We start from the raw sequence: 22184 nt of genomic DNA, 5'->3' as shown, positions 1-22184 counted from the left end.
TATGGCTGGAACCAGTTTGTTGGCCCTGCTCGACGATATCGCCAGCGTGCTTGATGACGTGGCACTGATGACCAAGATGGCGGCGAAGAAGACTGCCGGGGTGTTGGGGGATGATCTGGCCCTCAACGCGGAGCAGGTTTCCGGGGTGCGCGCCGAGCGGGAGTTGCCGGTGGTGTGGGCGGTGGCCAAGGGCTCATTTCGCAACAAGCTGATTCTGGTGCCCGCCGCCATCGCCATCAGTGCGCTGGTGCCCTGGCTTATCACGCCACTCTTGATGCTGGGAGGCGCCTACCTCTGCTTTGAGGGGGCCGAGAAGCTGGCCCACAAGTTCCTGCCCCATGAAGTGAGCGAGGGTGAGGCACATACAGCCCCCATTCCCGATGATCTGGTAGCCTTCGAGCAGCAGAAGGTAAAAGGGGCGATTCGCACCGATTTTATTCTCTCTGCCGAGATCATCGTCATCGCCCTTGGCACGGTACAGGGAGCAAGCCTCGCGCTGCAGCTCTCGGTAGTGGCAGGTATCGCCCTGCTGATGACCATCGGGGTCTACGGGTTGGTGGGGCTGATCGTCAAGCTCGATGACATCGGTCTGCATCTGCTGCAAAAGCCTGATGGCAGCGCCCTGCGCCGCGCGGTGGGGCAGGGACTGCTGGTGACTGCGCCCCGTCTGATGCACCTGCTGGCACTGGTCGGCACCATCGCCATGTTCATGGTGGGCGGCGGCATTCTGGTGCATGGCTGGCCCTTTGCCCATCACCTGATTGAAGGTGCAGCCGCTGTTGTTGCCACCCTGCCCACAGTGGGGGCCGTACTGGCGGCGGTGACGCCGACCCTGCTCAACGCCGTGGCTGGTGTGGTGGCGGGTCTGCTGCTGGTTGCTGTGATGACGCTGGTGAGCCGTCTTGCCCCGGCCAAGGTATAAGCGAGCTTGCGGGCCATTTTCTCTTTTTTCCTCTCTTCATTTTTTGGCCAGCGGGACGCTCGGTCTCTGACTTGCTGCCCGCAGGTCTGCTGCGCCTCCCGATAAAGGCCTTTGCGAGAAGTTATGTATCAACAACAGTGGAATAACGACCATATCTACCCGGGCCTCGACAGCACCGAGCTGGAAGCGGACATGCGCGCAGCCCGCCACGCGCTGGAAGAGCTGGCCAGCTATATGGCGGGTCTGGACGGGGTGCGCGGCGATGACGCTGCGCTGCTGGATTTCTTGCGGGAAGTGCGGCTGCGCGCCCATGATATTCGCCATATCGGCTGGAACGTCGCCATTCTGGCCGCCTGCCGCGGCAGTCAGGATGCGCGGGATCCGCAGGCCAAACAGCTGGCGTCCCGTGCCCGCGCCCTCAACGCCGATCTGTTCAAGACCCTGGCGCCGGTGGAAGATCTGATGCTGGCGTTACCGGAAGAGAAATTCGCCGCGCTGATGGCGGATCCGCTGCTCGGCGAGGAGGCGTACCGCCTGCGCCACGAGCGTCGTTTGCAGGATCAGCGCTTGCCGGTGGCGGCGGAGCAGCTGGTGATCGGTCTGGGCACCGATGGTCTGCACGCCTGGGGCAACCTCTACAACGATCTGGTGGGCAAGATCCGGCTGGTGATCGATGGCCGCGAGATGGGGCTGGCCGAGGCGAGCAATCTGCTCTCCAGCCCGATACGTGCGCTGCGTTTAGAAGCCTTTGATGCCATCAGCGCCGGTTGGGAAGGGGAGCAGGAGACGGTTGCCGCTATCCTCAATGCCCTCAACGGCTGGCGGCTGGAACTGGCCCGTCAGCGCGGTAAAACCCGTGTGCTCGATGCGCTGGATCTCTCCTGCCACCAGAGCCATATCGAGCGCGCCACCCTCGATGCCCTGATGAGCGAAACCTGGCGAGCCCGTGGGTTGGGTCAGCGGGCGCTGGGGCTGATGGCTGAACGGCTCGGACTCGACGATTTGGGGCCGGAGGATCTCTTTGCGCCGCCGCCAGCTTCCAGCAGCCGTGACATTTCTTTTGATGAGGCGATCGAGTTGATTGCCGATGCCTTTAGCCGTTTCGATCCCGAGATGGGGGCGTTTGCCCGCATGATGGCCGAGAAGGGGTGGATTGATGCGGCGCCCACGCCAAATCGCCGCACCGGCGCCTACTGCACCAAGTTTGCCGAACCGGTCGAACCGCGGGTCTTCGTTACCTATGCCGGCACCATGGATAACGTCATTACCCTGGCCCATGAGCTGGGCCACGCCTGGCACAACTGGGTGATCCGCGATCTGCCGATGAGTCAGCGCAGCTACCCCATGACGCTGGCGGAGACCGCCTCCATCTTCGCCGAAACCCTGGTGCGCAGCGCCCTGTTCGAGCAGGCGCAAAGCCCGGAAGAGCAGCTGGCCATCGCCTGGGCCGAGGCCGACGGCGCGGCCACCTTCCTGGTCAATATCCCGGCTCGCTTCGATTTCGAGCAGGCTTTGGTGGCCGAGCGGGCGCAGGGTTATGTGTCGGCAGAGCGGCTCAAGGCGTTGACTGACGAGGCGTGGGGACGCTGGTATGAGGGGAGCCTGACCCGCTATCACCCCATGTTCTGGGCGGCCAAGGCGCACTTCTCCATTGCGGGGCTGGGCTTTTACAACTACCCCTATCTGTTCGGTTATCTGTTCAGCCTCGGGGTCTATCAGCAGTTGATGAGCCGCAAGGCGGCGGGGGAAGAGGGCGTGGCCGAGGCGTATCGCGCCTTGTTGCGCGATACCGGCCGGATGAGCGCCGAAGATCTGGTAGCCAAGCATCTGGGGCAGGATATCCGTGAGGCCGCCTTCTGGCAGGGGAGTCTGGCACAAGTAGCGCAGGCGGTAGAACGCTTCGCGCAGTTGCCTGCCTGATTGGGTCAGCGGTGATATGAACAACAGGCCCCCGGACAGTCTCGCTGTCCGGGGGCCTGTTTGTTATGCCTGCTTTTGTTGCGGTTTGATGGGACCAACGAACAGGGGACGGGTCTGGTGAGTCAGATCCGGCTGATAGCCGTTGAAGAAGAGGTTGAGCAGCACCGAACTGATGGTGGCCAGCAGGATACCGCTATGAAAAAGCGGTTGTAGCTGCGCCGGAAGCTGTTGGAAAAAATTCCCGGAGACCGTCGGGATCATGCCAATTCCGAGACTGATGGCGACGATATAGAGGTTGTGACGGTTGCTGTTGTAATCGGTGCGCGCCAGGATGCGAATACCGGTGGCCAGCACCATACCGAACATGACGATACCGGCGCCCCCCAGTACGAAGGGCGGTATGGAGGCGACCAGCACCGACATCTTGGGGATGAGGCCAAAGGCGAGCAGGATCCCCCCCGACATCACGCAGACCCAGCGACTAGATACTCCGGTCACGCTCACCAGACCGATATTCTGGGAGAACGAGGTGTGGGGGAAGCTGTTGAATATCCCACCAATAATGGTGCCGATGCCATCCACCCGCAGCCCGCGCACGATATCACCGCGCCTGGCCGGATGGCCGACGATGTCGCCAAGGGCCAGAAACATCCCCATGGATTCGATAAAGGTGATGAGCATGATCACCGTCAGAGTGGCGATGGAGATGGGATCGAAGGTGGGCCAGCCGAAGGCGAACGGCACTATGGGGGCAAACCAGGCTGCCTCGCCGAGGCCATCGAGGCTTACTTCGCCCATGGCGATGGCCACCACGAAACCGAAGATGATCCCGAGCAGCACCGAGATATTGCTGAAAAAGCCCTTGGTGAAGCGGGTCACCAGTAGGATAAAGACGAGCACCAGAAAGCTGGTGCCGATATAGCGCAGGCTGCCATATTCCGGATTACCCTTGCCCCCCGCCATCCAGTCGATCCCCACCTGCATGATGCTGATCCCGATGGAGGTGATAACCACCCCGGTCACTACGGTGGGGAAGAGCGGCATCAGCCGACCTATCAGCGGCACCAGCAGGGTCGAGATGATACCGGCGGCGATGGTGGCGCCGAAGATGCCCGTCAGCCCCAGATCCGGGTTGGCTCCGATGGCCAGCATGGGCATCACGGCGGCAAAGGTGACCGACATGATGACCGGCAGCCGGATCCCGGCAAAGCGGCCAATCCCGACACATTGCAGCAGGGTGACGATGCCGCAGCAGAAGAGATCCGAACTGATAAGGTAGGAGATCTGCTCCTTGGGCAGCCCCAGACTGCCGCCAATCACCAGTGGCACCGCCACGGCGCCGGCGTACATCACCAGCACATGTTGCAGGCCCAGGGTAAAGAGTTGGCCCATGGGGAGCATGCGCTCCACTTCATCCACCGGGCGCTTGCGCGCATCCGGTCGGGGGGAGGGGGGATTGGTCTCGTTCATGAACAGATCACTCCTTGAAGCCCGCGCAACTGCTACAGGCAAGATAGTGAAAGCCGCAGCTTTCCCGGTCATTGATCTCGTGTATTGACAGAGGTGCCAGATCCCTCGGCAGTAGTGAGAGGGATCCGGTGCTGCACGGGTCAGTGCACAAAACATGCACAACGCCGCTCACGAGAGAAAACGTTTGGCGATAACGCCTTGTTTTTGCGGGATGAGTCACATACCGGCCAGATAAGTGTCCGGTTGCTGGCAGGGGAAGGAAGTGAGGGCATCTCAGATTGGTAAGGGGTTTATCATTATTGGTCTGGCGATCTCACTTTGATAGCCGGGCACCATAACGTTGCTAGCAATGCGCCCCTCTGCATGTGACGGCGCTCGCGGGCCGCAGGGCGCAATCGGGGGCGGGGGCGTGATCCAAAGCAAGAAAGTTGGATGTTTTGGTGGCGCACGGGGCCGCCGCTGGGGTAGTTTCGATAAAACCGACACAGATCCTGAGGTCTTATCCATGATCATCTATCTGCATGGCTTTGATGCCACCAGCCCAGGCAATCACGAGAAAGTGCTGCAGTTGCAGTTTATTGATGATGATGTGCGTTTCGTGCACTACAGCACGGTTCACCCCCGTCATGATATGAGCCATCTGCTCAAGGAAGTGAAAAAACAGCTCGATATGAGTACCGATCCCAAACCGCTGATCTGCGGCGTGGGTCTTGGTGGCTACTGGAGCGAGCGGATCGGCTTTCTGTGCGGCATTCGCCAGGTGATCTTCAACCCCAACCTCCATCCGGAAGAGAACATGCAGGGCAAGATCGACCGGCCGGAAGAATATGACGATATCGGTACCAAGTGTGTAACTGAATTTCGTAAGAAAAATTCAGGAAACTGCCTGTGCATCCTTTCCGTTCAGGATGAAGTGCGCGATAATCGGGACACTGAACGTGAATTGAAGAACTATTACGACATCGTGTGGGATGAGCGCGAGACTCATAAGTTCAAAAATATCTCGCATCATCTGCAGCGGATGAAGGCCTTCAAAGAAGCCTGATCCATCACGTCGACCGATTTCGTTTTAGGGAGCCAATGGCTCCCTTTCGTTTTGAGGAACCGAGGAAAATCATCATGATGAATATTGTCGTTGTAGGCGGCGGCGCCGGTGGCCTGGAGCTGGCCACCAGTCTGGGTCGCAAGCTTGGCAAGAAGAACAAGGCCAAGATCACTCTGGTCGATCGCAACCGCACCCACCTGTGGAAACCCCTGCTGCACGAAGTAGCCACCGGCTCCATGGATGCGGGCATCGATGCCCTGAGCTACCAATCTCACGCCAAGAACCACGGTTTCGACTTCCAGCTCGGCACCCTGACTGACATCAAGCGTGACGATAAACGCATCGTGTTGGCCCCGATCCACGACGACAATGGCGACATCGTGGTCAACGAGCGCGAGCTGCCCTACGACTATCTGGTGATGGCCATCGGTTCTGTCTCCAACGACTTCAACACCAAGGGCATCAAGGATAACTGTATTTTCCTCGATAGCCCCTCCCAGGCGCACCGTTTCCACAACAGCATGATGAACCGCTTCTTGCAGTTCGCCACCGAATATAAGCCGGGCGATAAGGTGAAGATTGCCATCGTCGGCGGCGGCGCCACCGGCGTCGAGCTCTCTGCCGAGCTCTACAACGCGGTCGAGCAGCTCTACGCCTACGGCTTCAAGAACCTCACCACCGACAGCCTGAAGGTGACCCTGGTGGAAGCGGGCCCGCGCATTCTGCCGGCTCTGCCGGAGCGCATCAGTGGCGCCGCCCATCAGGAGCTGGTCAAGCTGGGTGTGGACGTGCGTACCGCCACCATGATCACCGAAGCGACCAGCGACGGTCTGCACACCAAGGATGGCGAGCTGATTGAAGCGGATCTGATGGTGTGGGCGGCCGGTATCAAGGCACCTGACTTCATGAAGGATATCGCCGGTCTTGAGACCAACCGCATCAACCAGCTGGTGGTGAAAGAGACCCTGCAGACTACCCGTGACGAGAACATCTTCGTCATCGGTGACTGCGCCGCCTGCCCGCAGCCGGATGGCAAGTTCGTGCCGCCGCGCGCCCAGTCTGCCCACCAGATGGCCAGCCAAGCGTTCAAGAACATCCTGGCCAAGATGAACGGCGGCGAGATGAAGCCCTACCTCTACCACGACCACGGTTCGCTGGTGTCCCTCAGCCGCTTCTCCACCGTGGGTAGCCTGATGGGCAACCTGATGCGCGGCTCCATGATGGTGGAGGGCTACATTGCCCGTCTGGTTTACATCTCCCTCTACCGGATGCACCAGATCGCCCTGCACGGCTACGTCAAGACCGGCCTCATCATGCTGGTGGGTCGCATCAACCGGGTACTGCGCCCGACCCTGAAGCTGCACTAAGCCGGGATTTGGCAACATGTTGAATACCAAAAGGAGAGGCGATGGCCTCTCCTTTTTTATGGGCGCAGATCAGGAAAGAGAGCGTTACTTGCCCAGATAGGTGCGGTCGAAGAAGGTATTGACCCAGTGGGGGCGGTAGATGGCCAGCACCGTCATCGCCATGCCGTTGAGCAGGGCTTCGGGAAACAGCAGCAGTGGCCAGATGGAGAGGTAATCCGCCGTGATGGTGTGCCAGGGGTAGCTGTGACTTAGCCCCATCAGCAATGCGCTGGCGGCCACCTTGACCGAGATGGTGATGGCGCCGCCGAGAAAGGCGGCCACGAAGATATAGACAAAGAGATGGCGCGGCAGCCAGGCCCAGCTGGCCAGAAACAGCAGCCAGCTGGTGGCCACCGGCAGGGCGATGCCAACCAGCGCTTGCCAGCCAAAATCGGCCAGATTGGTGACGCCGAAGTAACCGAGCACCAGCAGGGTCAGGCAGGGGGCGAGCAATGCCAGCCGCCAGCCCAGCAGCAGGGTGAGGGAGGTTAGCCCGAGAAAATGGACCTCCAGTCCCTCATGCAGACCGGCCCTTAGATACCAGAGCGGCACCAGCGCGATGGCACTGCCCAGCAGCAGGTGCTGATAGAGGGGGTTGTCATGGAGGGTCTGCCACAGGGAGCGGCGCAGGCTGAAGGCCAGCAGTACCAGCCAGATCAGGAGGGCGGCGAGTTGTCCTTCACTCATCTTGTCGTCCATTCATGCAGTAGAGTCCGGGCGGCCTTCCCGACCGCCCCATAGCAGAGCAGGCTGACGAATCAGCCTGCTTTTACCATCAATATTTGACGTTGTTGTGGTACTTGCCGAGGATGCCCTTGACCCGTTCCATGGTCTCCTTGCTGGGGGGCTTGATCCCGCTCAGCTCGTACGGGTCGCCCAGTACGTCCCACTTGTGTTTGCCGAGCTCATGGTAGGGGAGCAGCTCCACCTTCTCCACGCTATCGCCCAGCTCGGCGATAAACTGGCCCAGCCCTTCGGCGCTCTCGTTGTCGTCGCTCCAGGTCGGTACCACCACGTAGCGGATCCACATGGTCTTGCCTTTGGCTGCCAGATAGCGGGCAAACTCCAGAGTGTATCTGTTGCTGACATGGGTCAGCGGAATGTGTTTCTCGTCATTGATCTGTTTGATGTCGAGCAGCACCAGATCGGTCTGTTCGAGCAGCTTGTCCACCTGTTCGTCGAGATGACGGACGAAGCCGTTGGTGTCGAGACAGGTGTGGATCCCTTTCTCTTTGCAGGCGGTAAAGAGTTCGGTAATGAAAGCCGGTTGCAGCATGGCTTCACCGCCGGACGCTGTCACGCCACCGCCGGAGGCATTCATGAAGTGGCGATAGCTGGTGATGTCACTCATCAACTCCGGTACGGTCACTTCGCGGCCACCTTCGGTATCCCAGGTATCGCGGTTGTGGCAGTACTTGCAGCGCATCAGGCAGCCTTGCATGAATACGATAAAGCGTATTCCCGGGCCATCGACAGTGCCGCAGGTTTCGACGGAATGGATCCGGCCAACGGTGCCGTGAGCTCCGGCTGGCTGGCTGATTTCAACGGCAGGGATCCGATTAATGACAGACATAAACAACTCCAACGATTCGAGCAGGCCGTTATTTTATTACATAAACCCCTATTGATCCTACACCTTTAGTCCGGCGCCCGGCTGCCAAGCAGCTGCTCCAGTCCCTTGACGGTGAGCGGCCGACTGGTGAGAAACCCTTGATAATGCTGGCATCCCAGCGCTTTGAGGATGGCCAGCTGCGCCTCCTCTTCCACCCCTTCGGCGGTGACGGTAAAACGGAAGACCTGGGCCAGATCGAGTATCGCCTTGACGATGGCTCTGTCCTGTTCGCTGTGTACAAGGGTCTGAATGAAGCTTCTGTCCAGCTTCACCTCGTCGGCGGGCAGATCCCGCAGATAGGCCAGCGACGAGTAGCCGGTGCCGAAGTCATCGATGGAGATGAGGATGCCGAGCTCCTTGAGCTGGCGCATTCTGGCGATACTCTCCTGCCGATTCTCCAAGACTACCGATTCGGTCACCTCCAGCAGCAGGCGGGAGGGGGGCACACCGGTATCGCGCAAGATGTACTCCACCTGTTGTACGAAGCCCTGGGTGTGGAACTGGCGGGCACTGACGTTGACCGACAGATGGGGGATCTGCAGGCCACGGTTGAGCCAGAAGCTGTATTGGGCGCAGGCGGTCTTCATCACCCAGTAGCCGATTTCGAGGATCAGGCTGGTCTCTTCGGCGATGGGGATAAACTCCCCGGGTGGCACCATGGTGCCGTCGCTGCGCTGCCANGCAGCAGCGCCTCGATACCCGACAGCGAGCCATTGTCGACCCGGTATTGCGGTTGATAGTGGAGTTGCAGCTCGTGATGACGCAGGGCATCACGCAGTTCATTGGTGAGGGTCAGCCGGTTCTTCTCATGCTGGGCCATCGCCTCGGTAAAGAAGACGTAGTGGCCCTGACCGGCGCGCTTGGCCATGTGGGTTGCGGTGTCGGCCTGTTGCATCAGGACCAGATGATCCGTCTCGTTGCCGGAGAAGAGGCTGATCCCCACCGAGGCGCTGCAGTGCAGTTTGTGATCGCCGATGTCGAACGGGGTGCGAAACAGCCCCATCAGCTCGCGGGCGAAGTGCTCTGCCAGAATTTTGGCGGTGACTTCCCCTTGTCCCAGCTGGGTAAAGAGCAGGGCAAACTCGTCCCCCGAGATGCGCGCTTGTACCAGATTGTCCTGGGGCAGCTCCCTGAAACGCTGCACCACGGCCTGCAGCAGCAGATCGCCGCAGGCATGACCGAGGGAGTCGTTGATCGACTTGAAGTTGTCGAGATCGACTAGCAGCAGGGCGCCCCACTGGCCGTTGGAAGCGCTCAGGGTCTGCTGCAAAATATGGTTGAGGCTGCGCCGGTTGTGCAGACCGCAGAGATCGTCGTAGTAGGCGAGCTGCTCGATGTGTCTGGCCGCCTCTTTTTCCTGGGTGATGTCGTAGAAGCTGCAGATAAAGTGGCTGAGCTCCCCCTGCTCATCCTTGACGCCGTTCACCATCAAGCGCACCGGAAAGAGGTGCCCATCCTTGTGCAGACAGCGCTCTTCCCCGAGCCAGAACTCCTGCTCGTTGACGGTGCGGCTGACATCCTCCTTGAGATGATCCCCGTAGTAGGTGGGACGCAGCTTGCGAATGGAGTGACCGATCACCTCTACCTCGCCAAATCCGGTGATCCGGCTGAAGGAGTGGTTGACCTTGAGGATGATGCCGTTGTGATCCATCACGATCAGCCCATCGTGGGTATTGAAGGCCACTTCCGCCAGCCGTAGGGCATCGTCGGTGGCGAGGCGCTTGAGCTCGATGGCGGCCCGCTCGTGCTGGCTGCTCAATAGATCCAGAAGCTGTTCGGGCTCCTCAAGGGGGGTATCGAGCAGCAGGGTGATCTGGCCAATGGGGGCGCCGCTTTGACCATGGAGCGGAATGCCGATGTAGGCGCTGGCATTGAGGGCGAGCAGCCGGGTCGCCTTGGGATAGCGCACGGGCAGATCTTCCACATAGATGGCCTGACCATGCTGGAACAGCTCCTGAGCGGGGCCGGGGTCGAGCTGGATGGGCTTGAGGGTGGAGCAGATCTCCTCGTTGATGACGCAGCGGGGGATGATCCAGAGATCCTGACCGCGGGGCTGAAACTCGCCGATCCAGCCCACCCGGGCACCGCTGGTGCTCATGGCCCAGTTTACCAGCGTCTTGCAGTAGTCGATGCCGGTCTGCTGGTGCAGTTCGGGCGGGAGGGCCAGCTCGGCGCGGTGCTCTTCCGGTTGCGGTTGCCAGTGGCCGAGCAGCTGGGCGCTGCTGCGCACCAGTTGCAACATCTCCTCGCTAAGCGGGGTGGGATCGAGATACTCCAGACTCAGCACCCCGAACAGCTTGTCCTGCTCCAGCAGGGCACCATCGAGGCGTGAGCGCACACCGGCACTGGTCAGATAGAGGTGATTGCTCAGCATCGGCTGGTGGGCGGCCTCCGAGAAACTCAACGCTTTGCGGGTACGCAGGGCGCGGATATAGCGGCTGTCACCACGAATGGGGTAGAGCGCCTCGACCCCCAGGGTGAACACCGGGGTGAGTTGCTCGCTGCCGAGATCGCCGTTGGCCTGATAGTGCCAGAGGATGAGCCGATCGGCCCCCAAACTCTCTTTAAGGGCCTCGAGCAGGGGCGCATACTGTTGCTGGCTCGCCATCTGGCTGAGGCGCGGCAGTTGCAATGCCAGATCGGCGATGGGCTCCTGGCGAAGGTTCTGCAGACAGATGAGCCAGAAGCCATCCTGCTCGTGGGCGAGGGCGATGTGCCAGAGCTGGCTGGCAAAGCGCACGGTGATCTTGCCGCCATGGCCGTTGGCCAGCAGTTGTTCGATGGGCAGGCGCAGGGCATCGGGTAGCTGGGCAGGCCAGGGGGCGCGCGGCTCATCGAGCCAGTAGAGCGGGGTTTGCATCACGTCGGTCAGGGCGACCAGCCGTTGACTGCGCAGATCCAGACGGAAAAAGAGCGGCGTCTGGAGGGCAGGAGGAAGATGACTGAGTGCGGTAGACGACATGAACAAACAACATCCTGTTAAGCAACCGTCGGGGTTGCAAGAATACTGCAAAATGGTGTGAAACAAAATTTCATTGAACTCTAAATTAGAAAAGTCTAATTTATTGCCCATTATCATGTATGAGGAGTCTTGCAGATGAAACGGATCCTGATTATCGGTGGTGTCGCGGGGGGCGCATCGGCGGCGGCTCGTGCTCGTCGTTTGAGTGAAGAGGCGGAGATCGTGATGTTCGAGCGGGGCGAGTTTGTCAGCTTCGCCAACTGCGGTCTGCCCTATCACATCGGGGGCGATATCCCCGACCGGGATGCCTTGCTGCTGCAGACTCCCCAGAGTTTCAAGCGCCGTTTCAACGTCGATGTGCGGGTCTTCCACGATGTGATTGAGATCGACAAGGCGGGCAAGACCTTGCTGGTGCGCAACCTGCAAACCGGTGAAGAGCAGCGCGAGCATTACGATGTGCTGCTGCTGAGCCCGGGGGCTGCGCCGATCCGTCCTCCCTTCCCCGGTATCGACAGCCCCCATGTCTATACCCTGCGCAACATCCCGGACATGGATCGCATTCTGGCGGCCCTGCATCACGATCAGCCGCGCCACGTCACTGTGGTGGGCGGCGGCTTTATCGGGCTGGAGATGATGGAGGCGCTGCATCAGCGCAAGCTGGATGTCACCCTGCTGGAGCTGGCCGATCAGGTGATGGCGCCGGTGGACAAGGAGATGGCCAACATGCTCCATGCCCGCATCCGGGAAGAGGGGATTGACCTGCGCCTGCGCACCGGCCTCACCGCCATCGAGAGTCTGGATCTGCCTGCCGAGAAAACCTCCGCCGTGCCGACCGCCAAAAGCGGTGGCCTGCGCCTGACCCTCAATGACGGTTCCCATCTTGATACCGGTCTCTTGATCCTCGCCATCGGCGTCAAGCCGGAAACCCTGCTCGCCGCCAAGGCGGGGCTGGAGCTGGGCCCACGGGGCGGCATCAAGGTGGATGCCGGGATGCGTACCTCGGATCCCTTCATCTATGCGGTGGGGGATGCGGTGGAAGAGATTGACTTCGTCACCGGCGAATCTGTGCTGATCCCGCTGGCGGGCCCGGCCAACCGGCAGGGGCGCATCGCCGCCGACAATATGCTGGGCCGAAGCGAAACCTACAAGAAGACGCAAGGGACCGCCATCTGCAAGCTGTTCGATCTGGCGGTGGCCAGCACCGGCCTCAACGAGAAGCGACTGGTGCAACTGGGATTGCCGTTCGAGAAGGTCTATGTCCATCCGGGCAGCCACGCCGGTTACTACCCGGGTGCCCATCCGGTCAGCCTCAAGCTGCTGTTTGCCCCGGATGGCAAGATTTACGGTGCCCAGGCCATCGGCAAGGATGGCATCGACAAGCGCATCGACGTGCTGGCGGTGGCCCAGCGCGCCGGTCTCACCGTGTTTGACCTGCAGGATCTGGAGCTCACCTATGCGCCGCCCTTTGGATCGGCCAAGGATGTGATCAACATGGCGGGCTTTGTGGCAAGCAACCATCTGAAAGGGGACACCCTGCTCTGCCACGTGGCCGAGGTGCAGGCTCGTAACCCCCATCAGCTGGTGGTGGATGTGCGCAATGGCCCGGAGCTCGACAAGCTGGGGCGGATTCCGGGGGCGCTGCATATCCCCCTCGACGAGTTGCGTGGTCGCCTCCATGAGTTGCCCAAAGAGAAAGAGCTGCTGATCAGCTGTCAGGTCGGGCTGCGCGGCCATGTCGCCTGTCGCCTGCTGAGCCAACACGGCTTTAAAGTGAAGAATCTCTCCGGCGGCTTCAAAACCTGGCAGATGGCCACCGCCGAGTAACCGTTTTATTTCTGTGCCTGTTTGCCCCTCTCCCTTGTGCGTGCAAGATGAGGGGCTTTTTGTTTCTGCTTTTCGCCCTCCTTGCATTCCCTAATTGCAGCAATATTTCGACACACTTTATTTCCTGTGCCGGACAAAATTAACGTTTTGTTCAGGGGATGGGTGCTATAACCCCTGCCTCGTTCATGATGAACCGTGTAGTAGGGAGAGTGACATGCTGGATATGCTGATGGCCATTTGGCATCAGGATTTTGACGCCCTGGTTCAGATGCAGGCGGTACCCCTGCTGATCAGTTGCCTGATGCTGGTACTGCTGCTGGAGTCCGCATTCGTCTTCCTGCCCCTGCCGGGGGACAGCCTGGTACTGCTGGCCGGTGGGTTGGTGGGCATGGGGGTGTTTGGCCCCGAAGTGACTCTTGTCTATCTGCCGTTGGCTGCTGGCATAGGTTCCGTGCTCGCCTACTGGCAGGGACGGGCACTGCAGCGCACCCGCTTTATGGATCATATCGAACGGATGTTGCCTCCCGACAGCCTGCCCAAGGCGACCCGGCTGCTGAAAAAGTACGGTTTTCTGGCGATGTTCTCCTCCCGTTTTATCCCGTTTGTGCGGGTGCTGACCCCCATGCTGATGGGGATTGGCCGCCTGAGCGTGCTGCGGATGTGCGTAGCCAGCTTTGCCAGTGCCTTTATGTGGGCGCTCTGCCTCAGTTTGGTGGGCAAACTGGCGATGAATACACCCTTCTTCCTCCACCACAGCGAACTGTTGACCCGGGCCCTGCTGATTACCTCGCTGGTGCTGTTTCTGGCGGCCGTCATGGCCATCCTGTTTCGCTGGTTCAAAGGCGGAGCAAAAAACGAGACCAGCCACGACTAGATGACAACCCTTGCCGCACTGGATCAGTGGGCAAGGGGGTTCTCGTGCTGCAGGGGCGCGGAATTGTGCCCATTCGGGTAATGAGCTTTGTGTCGGGTGAGCAGGATGCCTTATCCTGTTTCCAGCCACGCTGCGTTTGCAACGCTCCAACTCGGGATGGAACCTATGCGCCTCTTCGACACTCCCTCTGCTTCTCACCGCTCTACCGCTGAAACCGGTGCTCTGCGCCGCCGCTGCTCGGCCCTGCTGCTTTGCGGGGTGGTCGGTTTGCTGTCTGGCTGCGGCCCTGACAAGCCCACCAGCCAAATATCGACCACAGAATCCACAGCCCAGCAGGAGACCGGGGCGCCAACTTCTGTAGTGCAGGCCAATGCCCGCCAATATCGCGATGCCCCGGCGCTGGCGCTGGTCTTCTCCGGCCCCCTGGCGCCCAAGGCCAATTGGCAGAGCTGGCTTGCGGTCAGTGAGGGGGGCAAGCAGGTGCAGGGGGAGTGGATCCTCGCCGACGATGGTCGCACCCTCTATTTCCCGAACGTTCAGCCCGATAAAAGCTATGAAGTGAGCCTCAAGGCGGGGCTGGGCCCATCCCCTCAGAGCTGGACCCTCAAGACCCGGCCGCTGGAGGCGGGAGCCTCCTTTACCGCCAGTGGCATGGTATTGCCGCTGCGTCAGGAACTTCGCTTGCCCATCAGCGCGGTCAATGTGGACGAGGTCAATATCGATTTCTTTCGGGTCGATTCGGAATATCTGCCCCGTTTTCTGGCGGAATATCGCCCCGGTTCCGGCATGGGCAACTGGGAGCTTGAGCAGATCACCCAGCGGGCCAAGCGGGTATTCAGTGGCCGCTATGCGCTGGAGCTCGATGCCAACCGGCGCGAGACCCGCCTCATCAATGTGAAAGAGCCGCAGTTGGCCGAGGCTGGCGTCTACTTTGCGGTGATGTCCCCCCTTGGCAACTACGACTGGCGCAAGGAGACCACCTATTTTGCGGTGAGCGACATGGGGCTCAGTGTCCGCCGTTACCGCGATCAGCTGGAGGTGTTCGTGAGCTCCCTGGCAAGCGCCGACCCGCTCAAGGATGTGCAGCTCTCCCTGCTCGACGAGAAGGGCAACCGGCTGCAGGTGCAAACCACGGATCCCCAGGGCCATCGCCGTTTCGATCAGGTGCAGGGGGTTCGCCTGCTGCTGGCCGAGCAGGGTAAGCATCTGGCGGTGCTGCGCCTCGATGGGGCTGCGCTCGATCTCTCCACCTTCGATCTCGGCACCCAGCCCTGGCAGGCCCAGCAGTTGTATCTCTTTAGCGGGCGCGATCTCTATCGCCCCGGCGAGCGGCTCGACAGCGAGATCCTGCTCAAGGGGCAGGATGGCCAGCTGCTGCCCGGTATGGCAGTGGAGCTGGAGGTGAAGCAGCCGGACGGCCAGCTGCTCGAGCAGAAACGGCTGCTGCCGGACAATTTGGGCGCCGCCCACTACGGTCTGCGTTTGCCGGATGATGCGCCGCTCGGGCGCTGGACCATCAACCTCAAGACCGCCGCTGGCAGCCGCTTTGAGTGGCCCTTTTTGGTGGAGGAGTTCTTGCCGGAACGGCTCAAACTGCAGCTTGGCAAGGGGCCGGATGGCGAAGTCACGGATCTGGACGCCGCCCTGACTCTGCCACTGCAGGGGGACTATCTCTACGGTGCGCCAGCGAGCGCCACCAAGGCCAAGGCAGAGGTGAAGATCAGCCGCGCCACCATGCCCTTTACCCAGTGGCAGGAGTTCACGCTGGGTGACGTGCTGCTTGCCGAGCAGGCCAAGGATCTCGAGCCCCTCAGTCTCACCCTCGATGCGCAGGGGCAGGGGACTTTTTCGCTTGCTGATGAGCTCGACGGGGTGCGTGCCCTCGGGCCGCTGGAGGTGGCCTATCGGGTATCGCTCTCCGAACCCGGTGGCCGCGCCGTCAATCGCAGCCGCACCCAGTATGGCTGGCCCGCAGGCAGTCAGTGGCCGGCGCTCAAGGCCGACTTCGTAGCGGATCGGGTAGAGGGTGGCAAGCCTCTGCCCTTCCAGATCCTCAATCTCGATGAGCAAGGCCAACCGGTGGCGGGGACGGTGAAAGTGCGCCTTATCAACGAGTACCGCGATTACTACTGGCACTACGCCGATGGCGAGGGGTGGAAGTACGAGTTCAACAGCCAGCCCTATCTGGAGCAGGAGCAGACCCTGCAGCTGGACGGCAAGGGGCCGACCCCCCTAAGCTTGCAACTCGCCGCGGGCTGGTATCGGTTGGAGGTGGAGAACAGTCAGGGCCATCAATCGAGCCTGCGGGTGGAGATCGGCAGTTACGCCTGGGGCGGCGGTGGCGAGCAGGCGCGGCCTGACAAGATTGCCATCACCCTCGACAAGCGCGCCTATCAGGCGGGCGACAAGGCCAAAGTGACGCTGGTGGCCCCGCGCCCCGGCAAGGGGTTGCTTATGGTGGAAGATGGCGACGGCCTGCGCTGGTGGCAGCGTATCGAGCTCAAGGGGGCCGGTGGCGATGCCAAGGATGCCCGCGGCGAGTTCGAGATCCCGGTCAGCCCCGAGTGGCAGCGTCATGATCTGCACATTTCGGCCCAGATCGCCGCACCAGACAGCGCCTCCAAACCGGTCAGCAGCCAGCAGGGGCAGAGCCTGCGCTCGGTCGGACTGGTGCCGCTCACCCTGGATCGGGAAGCGCGCCGTCTGCCGCTTACCCTGAGCGCGCCGGACAAAGCCGTGCCGCTTACCCGGCTGGAAGTGACCGCCACCTCGACCCCCAATAGCCAAGGCCGTGTGGTACTGGCGGCGGTGGATCGGGGCGTGCTCAATATCAGCGATTATCAGCCGCTCGATCCGTTCGAGATCTTCTTTGGTCGCAAGCGCTTCTCCCAAGATTTGTTCGACAACTACGGCCAGGTGATCCCGCCGCAGGATGGCAAGCTGGCCCGCCTCAACTACGGGGGCGATCGGGCGCCGCTGAAAAAGGGTGGCGCGCTGGAGAGCCGGGTCGAGATAGCTGCGCTCTGGAGCGGCGAGGTGAGTTTTGACCAGCAGGGTAAAGCGGTGATCCCGCTCGACTTGCCCAACTTCAACGGCGAACTGGCGCTGATGGCGCTGGCCTGGAACGAACAGCAAGTGGGTGAAGCCGAGCGCGCCGTCAAGGTGGTGGCGCCGCTGGTGGCCGAAATTGGCTGGCCGCGCTTTGGCGCCAGAGGGGATGAGACCCGGGCGCTGGTGCAGCTGCGCAACATGAGCGGTGAGGATCAGACCCTCTCCCTTGTCTGGACCCTCAATGGTGGGTTGAAAGCAAACGGTGAGTTGCCCGGCACCCTGTCCCTGAAAAATGGCGAGGAGCAGTGGTTGACCCTGCCGCTCACCGTGACCGGGGCGAGCGGCGTGGCAAGCCTGCAGTTGGCGGCCAGCGGCAAGGATTTTGCCATCAGCCGCGACTGGACTTTGCCGCTGCGCTCCCCCTGGCCTGCCGAGACTCGCCAGCGCTACCAGATGCTGTCCCCCGGCCAACAGATGAGCTTTGCGCAAGGTGAGCTGGCCGGGCTGGATCGCGCCAATCTGCAGGGGCTGCTCAGCCTCTCCGGTACTCCCCCCTGGGATCCGGCTGCCCAGTGGCAGGCACTGGCCGACTACCCCTACGCCTGTCTGGAGCAGACTCTGTCCCGTGCCTGGCCTTACTTGCTGACCACGGCCGATGAGCGGGCCGCCTGGAGCAGACCCGCAGAGGGCAAGAAAGCGGCGAGCGAGGCAGACGTGCAGCGCGCCCTGCTACAGCGGCTGCAGCGGTTGCAACTGCCCAGCGGCGGTTTTGGTCTGTGGGATGGTCGCTCCGATGAAGAGCAGTGGCTCACCGCCTATGCCGCCGACTACCTGCTGGCGCGCAAGGAGGCGGGCGACGCAGTGCCGGAGGCGATGCTCAATCAGGCGCTGAACCGGCTGCAAAGCTATCTCACCGACAGTCAGTATGGTGAGCGCTGGAGCAGTGCCCCCGAGCACAGCCGGTTGGCCTATCAGGCCTACAGCGCCTATGTGCTGGCCCGGGTGGGCAAGGCGCCGCTCGCTACCTTGCGCCTTATCTGGGAGCAGCAGGCCGATCACGCCCGCTCAGGTTTGCCGCTGCTCCACCTCTCGCTGGCGCTCTCGGCCATGGGGGATGAGCAGAACGCCGCCAAGGCCCTCAGCCGGGCATTGTCGACCGAGCGCGGTGATGACTATCTGGGGGATTACGGCTCACCGCTGCGCGATCAGGCCCTTGAGCTCTCCTTGCTTCGTCAGCACAAGCTGGCTGCGGAGCGCTGGCCTGATCTCAGCGCCAAGGTAGCCGATACCCTGGCTCACCGTCAGTGGCTCAGCACTCAGGAGCGGCTCGCTCTGTTGCGACTCGCCCGTTTCGATCCTGCCGTCGACTGGCAGGCCAAGGTAACTTCCTCTCTTGGCAGTGGATCCCTGAGCGGTTCGGCTTCGCTGCAGCAGGGCTCCCCCGAGGCACTGGCCGCGAGCGCCATCACCAACGAGGGCAAGGGCTCCCTCTATGTGCAGCGCACTCTGGTCGGCTACCCCGAACAGGCACCGGCACGGATCAGCAAAGGGATGAGTGTGACCCGCAGCTGGTTCAACAGCGACGGTCAGCGTTTTGACCCGGCCAAAGTGAAGGTGGGCGATCTGGTGGTGGTGCGGCTCAATGTCAGCAGCGAATCTGCCGTGCCCGATGCCCTGCTGGTGGAGATGGTGCCCGCTGGCTTCGAGCTGGAGAACCCAGCCCTTGGCAACAGCATCAAGCTGGAAGAGCTCTCCATCGAGGGGAAACCGGCGTGGCAGAGCGAGTGGAACGACTACCTCAAGCATCAGGAGTTTCGCGATGACCGCTACACGGCAGCGCTGGATCTGAGCGAGGGGAGCAACCAGCAGCTGGTCTACCTGATGCGGGCGGTGACGCCGGGTCGCTATCAGGTGCCACCGACCCAGGTTGAGGATATGTACCGGCCTGAACTGCGGGCTGTGGGTGAGGACATCCACGAGGTGCGTATCTCTGAGTAACAAACCCTCCCTTGAGCGGGTTCGCCCGCTCACTTTTTGGCAGCGTGGTTGGCTGAGCCTGGGTCGCAGTGGCCGCGCAGGCTGGCGCTGGCTTGGCGGTCTGCCGCGCTGGCTGCGCTTTTCGGTGCTGGGAGTTGTAGCACTGCTGCTGTCATTGCTGGCGCTGGATCGCATTTTCCCGCCGCCGCCACTCGACCCCGCCTACGCACGTGTGGTGCTCGACATGAAAGGGCGACCGCTGCGCGCCTTTGCCGATACCAGCGGCGTGTGGCGCTACCCTGTGACCCTGGAGCAGGTCTCCCCCCGCTATATCGAGGCGTTGCTGGGTTACGAGGATCGCTACTTCTGGCGTCATCCCGGGGTTAATCCGGTGGCCATGGTGCGCGGGGTCTGGCAGTGGTTGCGCTACGGGCGCGCCGTGTCGGGCGGCTCGACCCTCACCATGCAGGTGGCGCGTCTTATCGAACCCTACCACAGGAGCGTGCCCGGCAAGCTGCGCCAGATGGCCCGCGCGCTGCAACTGGAGTGGCACTACGACAAGCGCACCCTGCTCACCGTCTACCTCAACCGGGCGCCGTTTGGCGGCAATCTGGAGGGGGTGCAGGCGGCAAGTTTTGCCTATCTCGGCAAGAGTGCGGCCAAGCTGACCTATGCCGAGGCGGCGTTGTTGGCGGTGTTGCCACAGGCTCCCAGCCGCAACCGGCCGGACCGCCATCCCGAGCGGGCCCGCACCGCCCGTGACAAGGTGATGCAGCGGCTGGTAGCGCAAGGCGTCTGGCCCGAACAGGTGTGGCTGGAGGGGCGTATCGAGCCGGTGCTGGCCCGCGGTCACTTCACGCCGATGGAGGCGCCGCTCTTTGCCCGTCTCGCCGCCGACCATCAGGCCGGGGCGCTGGTGCACACCACCATTGATGGCGATCTGCAGCGCTGGTTGGAGGGGCGGGTGGCGAGCTACATTCGCCGCTTCCCCGAGCAGACCTCAGCGGCGTTGCTCTTGGTAGATAACAAAACCATGGTGGTGCGCGCCTATGTGGGCAGCGCCGAGTATGGCAATTTGCGCCGCCACGGTTATCTGGACATGGTGCAGGCAATCCGCTCTCCCGGCTCCACCCTCAAGCCCTTTATCTACGGTCTGGCGATGGATGAGGGGCTGGTGCACTCGGCCTCCCTGCTCTCCGATGCGCCGAGGCTGGGTTCTGATTATCGCCCCGCCAATTTCTCCGGCGCCTTTCAGGGGCCGATGACCCTTGCACAGGCGCTGCAGCAATCCCTCAACGTGCCGGCGGTGCAGGTGCTGGAGGCGCTCGGGCCCGACAAACTGGTCAGTCGCCTCGACAACGCCGGAGTGCGGCTGGCCCTTTCCGACAAGCCCAATCCGGCCATAGCGCTGGGGGCAGCGGGCATTCGGCTCGAGCAGTTGGTGGCCCTCTACAGCGCATTGACCCGGGAGGGGCAGGTGGCAATGCCGGTCTGGCTGGCGGGGCAGCAGGCGGTGTCACGCCCCTTGCTGAGCCCGGGAGCGGCCTGGATCATCTGGCAAATATTGAGCGCGCAGGGACGGGCTGATCAGCCTTTTGCCAGCGAGGCAACCGGCAGGGTCAACCGACTGGCCTGGAAGACCGGCACCAGCTATGGCTATCGCGACAGCTGGGCCATGGGGGTCTCCGGTCGCTGGACCATCGGCGTCTGGCTGGGGCGCCCCGACGGCACCCCTTTGCCCGGTTTTTACGGCCAGAGCGCAGCGGTGCCGCTGCTGCTCTCGGTCTACTCGCGGCTGGCTGACAACAGCCCTCTGCCGGCACAGCCCAATACGGTGAGCGAGGCTGAGGTCTGCTGGCCGCTGGGGCGCAAGGCGAGCGCGACCCTGCCTGAAGCCTGTTTGCAGCGCCAGAGTGCCTGGTTGCTGGAAGGGCGCGATCCTCCCACCTTGCCGGATCCCATGGACTGGCCCTCGCCGCTGCGCCAAGTGGCGCTGACCGCCGAGGGCAAGCCGACCCTGGCACGCTGCCAGGATGCGGCGCAATCCGGCTTTCGGGCACTCTGGCCTTTGTCGTTGGAGCCTTGGCGGTCCCCCGGCGAGCGGCGGCAGGCGCTGCTGGCAAGTGGTTGTGCTGGGGAGGCGCAGAGTGCCGAGCTGCAGGCCCCCATTCGCATCGTGGCGCTGGGGGAGGGCAACCTTATCCGCAGCCAGCGCTATCGGTTGCAGCCCAAGGTGCTGGGCGGTGTCGGCAAGTCTGCCTGGTTTCTCAACGGCCAGCGACTGCGCTGGGACGGGGATCAGGTGCTGAGTGTGGCGGGACGCTATCAGCTGGTGGTGGTGGATGAAGCGGGCAACAGCGATCGTATCGAGTTTCGCGTGGTGCATCCTGACGGTGATGCCGGCACCATCACCCGTTGAGCGTTTTGCCGACAGCCATTGAGGTGAATGTAATTAACCATTTGAAATGCATCAATATTTGATTGGGTGAATTAATTTATGAATAATTATTAACTCATTCAAATCCAATCGGGAGTTCTCTTTTGCTGCGTGTTCTGTGTCCCTTGCTGGTGCTGATGAGTTCGGGCTGTGCCACTACCAATCATGGTGATCACCATGTTTCTCCTGAACGTACCGGGTTCTATTCACCTTTCGAACCCGCTTCCGAGAGTTTTGTACGTTGTTATCAGAAACAGTTTGCCTGTACCCCTGCCAATATCCGCCGTGACAGGGCGATGGAAGCGCGCCGTGACGCACAAGAGCGGGCCAATCATCGTGGTGATGATTGGTAGGCTGCAGAAAACGAGAGGGGTTGGCAGATGCCAACCCCTTTTTCATTCCGCCGGTTCAGCCCGGTTGGCGCAGATGACCGAGCCGGGTGAAGAAGTGCTGGCTCTTGCGCTGGTGAAAGTGGCTCTTCTTGATGGGATGGAAGATGAGGTCGCTTTCGGGATGGCTTGCTTTTAACTGGTGGAGCATGGCTACGGCGGGCAGGCTGGTGCTGACCAGGGTGGTGAGTGGCATGCTGAGGGTCTCGGGCCCGAGCAGTTGATTGAGCCCTTGCTGAGCCTGCTCAAAGCGGGTCAGGGCCGCCGGGTCGGCATAGCCGCTACCCAGCATGGT

The 22184-nt window shown here is 61.7% G+C and carries 12 protein-coding genes and 2 pseudogenes; 9 read left to right on the top strand and 5 right to left on the bottom strand.

All coding sequences use genetic code 11. The features are described from left to right. Position 1 precedes the first annotated feature (1 nt). Both AB5Y85_RS15355 and AB5Y85_RS15350 read left to right on the top strand, forming a co-directional pair. On the top strand, positions 2-922 hold the full coding sequence (locus AB5Y85_RS15355) for a DUF808 domain-containing protein (protein WP_257687587.1): 921 nt from the start codon (positions 2-4) through the stop codon (positions 920-922). Positions 923-1045: 123 nt separating this feature from the next. Beyond that, positions 1046-2842: a M3 family oligoendopeptidase gene (locus AB5Y85_RS15350; RefSeq protein ID WP_257687586.1), complete on the top strand. Its 1797-nt coding sequence runs from the start codon at positions 1046-1048 to the stop codon at positions 2840-2842. 63 nt (positions 2843-2905) lie between these two features. Here the strand turns inward: AB5Y85_RS15350 and AB5Y85_RS15345 are convergent, their stop codons facing one another. Continuing rightward, entirely contained in the window at positions 2906-4312 is a 1407-nt protein-coding gene (locus AB5Y85_RS15345; RefSeq protein ID WP_257687585.1) for a nucleobase:cation symporter-2 family protein, read from the bottom strand. A 505-nt stretch (positions 4313-4817) separates the two neighbouring features. Here AB5Y85_RS15345 and ycfP point away from each other — a divergent pair. Continuing rightward, positions 4818-5357: an alpha/beta hydrolase YcfP gene (ycfP, locus tag AB5Y85_RS15340; protein WP_005334000.1), complete on the top strand. Its 540-nt coding sequence runs from the start codon at positions 4818-4820 to the stop codon at positions 5355-5357. Positions 5358-5431: 74 nt separating this feature from the next. Next, a complete protein-coding gene (locus AB5Y85_RS15335) occupies positions 5432-6724 on the top strand; it encodes an NAD(P)/FAD-dependent oxidoreductase (RefSeq protein ID WP_005333998.1) in 1293 nt (430 codons plus the stop codon). 84 nt (positions 6725-6808) lie between these two features. Here AB5Y85_RS15335 and AB5Y85_RS15330 read toward each other — a convergent pair whose 3' ends face one another. From AB5Y85_RS15330 to AB5Y85_RS15320, 3 genes and pseudogenes are all read right to left on the bottom strand, one after another. Beyond that, positions 6809-7450, bottom strand: a complete 642-nt coding sequence (locus tag AB5Y85_RS15330) for an energy-coupling factor ABC transporter permease (RefSeq protein WP_043819419.1) — start codon at positions 7448-7450, stop codon at positions 6809-6811. An 88-nt stretch (positions 7451-7538) separates the two neighbouring features. Continuing rightward, a complete protein-coding gene (gene pflA, locus AB5Y85_RS15325) occupies positions 7539-8336 on the bottom strand; it encodes a pyruvate formate lyase 1-activating protein (protein ID WP_257687584.1) in 798 nt (265 codons plus the stop codon). 65 nt (positions 8337-8401) lie between these two features. Continuing rightward, positions 8402-11337, bottom strand: a pseudogene (locus AB5Y85_RS15320) (EAL domain-containing protein). Positions 11338-11472: 135 nt separating this feature from the next. On the opposite strand from AB5Y85_RS15320, the gene AB5Y85_RS15315 reads away from it, so the two are divergent. The 5 genes from AB5Y85_RS15315 (at position 11473) to AB5Y85_RS15295 (ending at position 21853) form a co-directional block, all read left to right on the top strand. After that, positions 11473-13161 (top strand): FAD-dependent oxidoreductase, encoded by a 1689-nt coding sequence (locus tag AB5Y85_RS15315; protein ID WP_005344666.1) that lies wholly within the window; start codon positions 11473-11475, stop codon positions 13159-13161. Between the two features lie 214 nt (positions 13162-13375). Beyond that, positions 13376-14035 carry a DedA family protein gene (locus tag AB5Y85_RS15310; protein ID WP_005353037.1) on the top strand — a complete coding sequence of 220 codons (660 nt, stop codon included), beginning with the start codon at positions 13376-13378 and terminating at the stop codon, positions 14033-14035. Positions 14036-14200: 165 nt separating this feature from the next. Beyond that, on the top strand, positions 14201-19084 hold the full coding sequence (locus AB5Y85_RS15305) for an alpha-2-macroglobulin (protein ID WP_257687582.1): 4884 nt from the start codon (positions 14201-14203) through the stop codon (positions 19082-19084). After that, positions 19050-21482 carry a penicillin-binding protein 1C gene (pbpC, locus tag AB5Y85_RS15300; RefSeq protein WP_257687581.1) on the top strand — a complete coding sequence of 811 codons (2433 nt, stop codon included), beginning with the start codon at positions 19050-19052 and terminating at the stop codon, positions 21480-21482. The genes AB5Y85_RS15305 and pbpC overlap by 35 nt, the downstream gene beginning before the upstream one ends. A 122-nt stretch (positions 21483-21604) precedes the next feature. Further along, positions 21605-21853, top strand: coding sequence for a hypothetical protein (locus AB5Y85_RS15295; RefSeq protein WP_081849369.1), 249 nt, complete (start codon positions 21605-21607; stop codon positions 21851-21853). A 55-nt stretch (positions 21854-21908) separates the two neighbouring features. On the opposite strand, the pseudogene AB5Y85_RS15290 reads toward AB5Y85_RS15295, so the two are convergent. Beyond that, positions 21909-22184: pseudogene (locus AB5Y85_RS15290) on the bottom strand (hypothetical protein); the annotation flags it as partial.

Source organism: Aeromonas sp. R3-1 (assembly GCF_040908345.1).
Lineage (GTDB): Bacteria > Pseudomonadota > Gammaproteobacteria > Enterobacterales > Aeromonadaceae > Aeromonas > Aeromonas veronii.
Note: the sequence above shows the minus strand (reverse complement) of the source record. Positions and strands in the feature narration are given on the sequence as shown.